This is a genomic window from Pseudomonas sp. S30 (assembly GCF_016518545.1).
Classification (GTDB): Bacteria; Pseudomonadota; Gammaproteobacteria; order Pseudomonadales; family Pseudomonadaceae; genus Aquipseudomonas.
This window is the reverse complement of record NZ_JACVTO010000010.1, coordinates 199,638-206,082: the sequence shown is the minus strand read 5'-3', so window position 1 is coordinate 206,082 and position 6,445 is coordinate 199,638. Positions and strand designations below refer to the sequence as shown.

Here is a 6,445-nt window from a genome sequence, read left to right as displayed (position 1 = left end):
CAAGAGAAAAAGTAGGTCGCTGTAAGAGCGAAAAGGTGAATCAGCGTCAACCAAGCAAACGGATATTCACACCACCTAAATACCCAACCACCCAACCACCCGAAACCCCGTCAAAGCACCATGGCCGCCACCCACCCAAACCCCAACAACGGCAAGTTGTAATGAATGAAAGTAGGCACCACCGTATCCCAGATATGATGATGCTGCCCATCCACATTCAACCCCGAAGTCGGCCCCAACGTAGAATCGGACGCCGGCGACCCGGCATCCCCCAGAGCCCCCGCAGTCCCCACGATGCACACCGTGGCCAACGGATCGAACCCCAGCTGCACACACAACGGCACGAAGATCGCCGCCAGAATAGGCACCGTCGAAAACGACGATCCAATACCCATGGTCACCAGCAACCCCACCAACAGCATGAGCAACGCCCCGACCCCCTTGCTATGGTCGATCCACTGCGCCGCCGTCTCCACCAGGCTCCTGACCTCACCGGTGGCCTTCATCACCTCGGCGAACCCCGAGGCGGCGATCATGATGAAGCCGATCATCGCCATCATCTTCATCCCCTCGGTGAACAGGTCGTCGGTGTCCTTCCAGCGCACGATCCCCGACAGTGAAAAGATCACGAAACCGACCATCGCCCCGATGATCATCGAATCCAGCCACAGCTGGATGATGAAGGCCGAGGCGATCGCCACCCCTGCCACCAGCAACGTCACCGGGTTGTAGCGCACGCTGACCTGCTCGACCTCTTCGATTTTCGCCAGATCGTAGTCGCGCTTGCGTCGGTAACTCACGAACACCGCCAGCAGCAGCCCCACCAGCATGCCCGCGGCCGGGATGGCCATGGCGTGGGTGACGTTCACCTCGCTGACGTCCACTCCCGCGCGGCTCACGTTGGCGAGCAGGATCTGATTGAGGAAAATGTTGCCGAAGCCCACCGGCAGGAAGATGTACGGCGTGATCAGGCCGAAGGTGATCACGCAGGCAATCAGCCGTCGATCGATGCGCAAGCGGGTCAGCACGTACAGCAGCGGCGGCACCAGCAGCGGAATGAAGGCGATGTGGATGGGCAGCACGTTCTGCGACGACACCGCCACCACCAGCATCAGGCCGATCAGCAGCCACTTCAGCGTACCGTTGTGCCCATGACCCTGACGGTCGATCATCGCCAGCGCACGATCGGCCAGCGCATGGGCCAGGCCCGACTTGGCGATGGCCACGGCGAAAGCGCCTAGCAGCGCGTAGGACAACGCCACCGGGGCGCCGCCGCCCAGCCCGCCATTGAACGCCGCGAGCGTCCCTTCGATACCCAGGCCGCCGACCAACCCTCCGGTCAGGGCCCCGACGATCAGGGCGATGACCACATGCACGCGGGACAGGCTCAGTACCAGCATGATACCGACCGCGGCAATCACTGCATTCATGGTGTGCAATACCTCGTTGACGACAGACCAATAGCCAGCGTCCGGCGACGGGCTGCGCAAGGCAGCGGCCGGAGCGAAAGGGATGGGGTGATTCTTGAGGGCGCACACTCTGAAGCACCGCGCCCTGGATGTCAAAACTGCCGAGTCAGGGCATTTGCGCCAACCAGCCCTTGCACCTGGCCGTGCAGCGTCACAGGTCTGGCCGACCCGCAGACATAAAGAAAACGCCGCGCACGCCGACACAGTCGGCGAACCCCGCTTCGTCACCACAAGGGACGCCCCCATGCCGTTGCGTCAACTGTCCATCCAATGGAAGATCACCCTGCTCGCCGGGCTCTGCCTGGCCAGTATCGTCACCCTCCTCGTCGGCCTGTCGTTGTACCGCATGCAGCACAGCTCGGCGCTGGTCAAGACCCGCAGCACGCAGATGCTCACCGAGTCGGCCCAGGCCCGCATCGAGGCCCAGGGCGAGGTCCAGGCCCAGCGCATTCGGCGCCAGTTCATGGACGCCTATCAGTACGGTGCCGGTTTCTCCCGCCAGGTGCTGTTCCTGCGCGAGCAGGCCGAAAAGCGCTTCATCGACGCCTTCGATCTGCGCCAGGACCTCACCGCCCAGGTGCAGGCGGCGCTGCAGGCCAACCCTGACCTGCTCGGCCTGTCGCTGACCTTCGAGCCCAATGCGCTGGACGGCAAGGACAGCCTGTTCGCGGGCCAGGCCGAGCTGGGCAGCAACGAGGCCGGACGCTTCGCCCTGTACTGGTCGCAACCCAAGGTCGGGCAACTGACCGCCATGGCTTTGCCTGAACGCGACATCGCCGACACCTCCAACGGCCCCAGCGGCGAACCGGCCAACACCTGGTGGACCTGCCCGCGCAGCACCGGCAAGGTCTGCGTGGTGGAGCCGTACTTCTATGAAATCGCCGGCCAGCAGGTGCTGATGACCAGCATCGTGTTCCCGCTGGCGGTGGACGGCAAGGTGATCGCCACCCTGTCGATCGACACCAATCTCGACAGCCTGCAAGCGCTTAGCGAGAACGCCAGCCGCGAGCTGTACGAGGGCCGTACCCGCATCGGTATTCTCAGCCCGGCCGGCCTGCTGGCGGGCTACAGCCCCGACGCCAGCCAACTGGCCAAGCGCTTCGACCAGGTCGATACCCGCCAGGGCGCGGAGCTGGTGCGCAAGCTGGCGGACGGCAAGTTGCAGGTGGTGCAAGGCGAGAAACGCCTGAAAGTGCTGGCGGCCTTCGCACCCATCCCCGGTGGCAAGCCATGGGGCGTGGTGCTCGACGCACCGCAGAGCGCCCTGACCGGGCCAGCCGACGCGCTCGAGCAGCAGCTCGACGCCATGAACGCCAGCGGGACGCTGATGGAACTGGCCCTGGGCCTGGGCGCCGCCCTGGCCGGGCTGCTCGCGGTCTGGCTGATGGCGCGTGGCGTGACGCGGCCGATCCTCGGCGTGGCGGCCATGCTCGAAGACATCGCCAGCGGCGAAGGCGACCTGACCCGCCGCCTGACCTACGACAAGCGCGACGAACTGGGCCAACTGACCGGCTGGTTCAACCGCTTCCTGGACAAGCTGCAGCCGACCATCGCCGAGGTCAAGCGCTCGGTGCAGGCCGCGCGCACCACCGCCGACCAATCCGCCGCCATCGCCAGCCAGACCAGCGCTGGGATGGAGCAGCAATACCGCCAGGTCGATCAGGTGGCCACCGCCTCCCATGAGATGAGCGCCACGGCCCAGGACGTCGCCCGCAGCGCCGCCCAGGCGGCCCAGGCGGCACGCGAGGCCGATCAGGCCACACGCCAGGGCCTGGCGGTGATCGAGCAGACCACCCAGGGTATTGGCGCCCTGGCCAGCGAGATGAGCCGTGCCATGGCCGAGGTCGAGGGCCTGGCGCAGAACAGCGAGAAGATCGGCTCGGTGCTGGAGGTCATCCGCTCCATCGCCGAGCAGACCAACCTGCTCGCACTCAACGCAGCCATCGAGGCGGCCCGTGCCGGCGAGGCCGGACGCGGCTTCGCCGTGGTCGCCGACGAAGTGCGCAACCTGGCCCGACGCACCCAGGAGTCGGTTGAGGAAACCCGTCAGGTGATCGAGTCGCTGCAGGTCGGCACCCGCGATGTGGTCGGCGCGATGGACAGCAGCCACCGCCAGGCTCAGGGCGGTGTCGACCAGGTCGGCCAGGCCGTCAGTGCCTTGCAGCGCATCGGCCAGGCGGTGACGGTGATCACCGACATGAATCTGCAGATCGCCTCGGCAGCCGAAGAGCAGAGCGCGGTGGCCGAGGAGATCAACAGCAACGTGGCGACCATCCGTGACGTCACCGAATCGCTGTCGAGCCAGGCCAACGAGTCGGCGCGGGTCAGCCAGACCCTGAACAGCCTGGCCAATCAGCAGCAAGCGCTGATGGACCCGTTCCGGGTATGAGGCCAGCGGCGCGCGCAGCGGCCGGGACGCTCAGCGGCGGGCCTGCGCCACCTGCCACAGGCGCGCGATGGCCTCGGCGCGCGCCTGCAGCAGCGCCGGCGCCTCGCTGCAGGCGCGTTCCAGGCTGGTGGGGCCGCTGGCCAGGGCGAAGGCGGCATCGATGCCATGGCTGTACAGCGTCTCGAAGCCCTCGCCCAGCGTGCCGGCGATCACCACCACCGGCACCGCGTGGCGCTGGGCGATGCGCGCTACCCCCAGCGGCGTCTTGCCGCGCAGCGTCTGGGCGTCGAAGCGGCCTTCGCCGGTGATCACCAGGTCCGCGCCCTGCATCAGCGTCTCCAGCCCGGCCAGCTCGGCGACCACCTCGACCCCGGGACGGAACTGGGCGCCCATGAACGCCTTGGCGGCGAAGCCCATGCCACCGGCTGCGCCACAACCGGGGAAATCGCGCACGTCTTCATCCAGCAGGTGCGCGCAGTGGTCGGCGAAATGTCCCAGGGCATGGTCCAACGCCTCCACCTGTTCGGGCGACGCACCTTTCTGCGGACCGAACACGGCCGAAGCACCGTTAGGGCCGCACAGCGGATTGTCGACATCGGCGGCCACTTCGACCCGCACTTCGCTCAGGCGTGGGTCCAGGTCGCTGGCATCGATGCGCGCTAGGCGCGACAAGGCCAGACCGCCCTCCTCCAGCGCCTGGCCCTGGCTATCGAGCAGACGCAGGCCCAGCGCCCGCAGCATACCGCTGCCAGCGTCGTTGGTGGCGCTGCCGCCAATGGCCAGGACGATGCGCCGCGCGCCCGCCGCCAGCGCCGAGGCGATCAGTTCACCGGTGCCCCAGGTGCTGCTGCGGCAGGCGTCGCGCTCGGCGCTGGGAATGCACTGGATGCCACTGGCCTGGGCCATCTCGATGACCGCCGTGCGTTCGTGCGCCAACCAGCCCCAATTGGCCTCGACCGGCGCGCCCAACGGACCTCGCACCACCTGGCGGCGCAGCTCGCCCTGGGTGGCCGCGACGATCGCCTCCAGGGTGCCCTCGCCGCCGTCGGCCATCGGGCATTCGACACGCTCTGCCTGCGGCCAGACCTTGGCCAGTCCGGCGCTGATGGCGCGGGCGACGCCGGCCGCATCGAGGCTGTCCTTGAACGAGTCGGGGGCGATGACGATCTTCATGGGGATTCTCCTGTCCTGTTGCACGGCATGCTGACAGCTACGCCGGCGGCCAGCCTCTGTCCGATGCACAACCGCAGGCGCCCGGGTTTGGGCAAACGCCCGTGACCTCGCCAGCGCCTAGTGGGGTGTTTCACAAGTGGCGCTGATGAAGGCCGAGTGTTTTTCATGCTCAGGCAAGGCGCCCCATGAGCATGAAAAGCGCCGGCATTCATAGCCTTTACTTGTGATACACCACACTAGGAGGCCGGCAGCAATTGCAGCCCCAGATAGAGACTGAGCAGACCTTCCAGGCGCAGGGGGTCCACTTCACCCAGTTCGGCGATGCGTTCGAGGCGATAGCGCAGGCTGTTGCGGTGAATGCCCAACGCATCGGCGCAGGCCTGACTCTGTCCATCGTGGGCGCACCAGGTGCGCAGGGTCAGCAGCAATTGTCCGCTGGCGTCCTTGGCGATCAGCCGCTGCAACGGCTCGAGCAACTCGTCCAGGGCATCGTCGTGGCGGTGACGCCACAGCAGCACCGGCAGCCGGTAACGTGCCAGGTTCAGCGCAGGCTCGTCCGGCACCACTTCGCGACCGTAGGCCAACAGGTCACGAACCCGTCGGTAGCCGCGGCGCAATTGTTCGACGCTGGGCGCCGGCGCACCGATGGCCAGGCGCTGGACCTGCCAACCCTGGCGCTGCAGGCGCTCGAGCAGGCGCGTTTCGTCGAGCGCCACGCTGGCAGGCCGGCACCACAGCAGCGATTGCCGCGCCGGGCTCACGCACCAGCTGTCCGGGTAGCGATCGCCCAGCCAGGCCGACAGCGCTTCGGCAGGCGGCCCGGACGCCAGCTCGAACAAGCAGGGGATTCTCGCCAGTTGCGGTTTCAGGCCCAGTTGCCGGGCTTCGTCCACCAGCCGCGGCGATTCACCGCTGCCGCCCAGCAGCAAGGCCAGCAGGTCGTCGCAGCGCTGACGTCGCCACTGTTGCTGGACCTGCTGGTGCCGCTGGGCCAGGAGCATCTCGGCGGTCATGCGCAGCAGTTCGCCGTAGGTGCGCAACAGCTGCGGATCGCCCGTCAGGCCGAGCACGCCGATCAGTCGCTGGTCGAGCATCAGCGGCAGGTTGACGCCCGGTTGCACGCCCTTCAGGCACTTGGCCGCCTCGCTGTCGAGCTCGACGATGCGCCCGTTGGCCAGCACCAGTTGCGCACCTTCATGGCGGGTATTGATGCGCTCCGGCTCGCCGCTGCCCAGGATCAGGCCCTGGCTGTCCATGACATTGACGTTGCAAGGCAGGATCGCCATCGCCCGGTCGACGATGTCCTGGGCCAGGTCGTGGTCAAGTTCGAACATGGGGGTTCCTTGCAGTGGCAGGCTTCGTTCCGTGGCACAGTGGCGAGCGCCCCGCGCTGTGCAGACGCACAAAGACAGCA

The 6,445-nt window shown here is 67.0% G+C and carries 4 protein-coding genes and 1 pseudogene; 2 read left to right on the top strand and 3 right to left on the bottom strand.

Features of this window, described 5'->3' with window-relative positions; all coding sequences use genetic code 11:
- Nucleotides 1-110: 110 nt before the first annotated feature.
- On the bottom strand, nucleotides 111-1,430 hold the full coding sequence (locus IAE34_RS13685) for a Na+/H+ antiporter family protein (RefSeq protein WP_200139491.1): 1,320 nt from the start codon (nucleotides 1,428-1,430) through the stop codon (nucleotides 111-113).
- A 283-nt stretch (nucleotides 1,431-1,713) separates the two neighbouring features.
- On the opposite strand from IAE34_RS13685, the pseudogene IAE34_RS24770 reads away from it, so the two are divergent.
- A pseudogene (locus IAE34_RS24770) lies at nucleotides 1,714-3,000 on the top strand (PDC sensor domain-containing protein); the annotation flags it as partial.
- 102 nt (nucleotides 3,001-3,102) lie between these two features.
- Nucleotides 3,103-3,858: a methyl-accepting chemotaxis protein gene (locus IAE34_RS24765; RefSeq protein ID WP_442793234.1), complete on the top strand. Its 756-nt coding sequence runs from the start codon at nucleotides 3,103-3,105 to the stop codon at nucleotides 3,856-3,858.
- A 30-nt stretch (nucleotides 3,859-3,888) separates the two neighbouring features.
- Here the strand turns inward: IAE34_RS24765 and IAE34_RS13675 are convergent, their stop codons facing one another.
- Nucleotides 3,889-5,031, bottom strand: coding sequence for a glycerate kinase (locus tag IAE34_RS13675; protein ID WP_200139489.1), 1,143 nt, complete (start codon nucleotides 5,029-5,031; stop codon nucleotides 3,889-3,891).
- A gap of 236 nt (nucleotides 5,032-5,267) precedes the next feature.
- Nucleotides 5,268-6,365, bottom strand: a complete 1,098-nt coding sequence (locus IAE34_RS13670; protein ID WP_200139488.1) for a sugar diacid recognition domain-containing protein — start codon at nucleotides 6,363-6,365, stop codon at nucleotides 5,268-5,270.
- Nucleotides 6,366-6,445 lie beyond the last annotated feature (80 nt).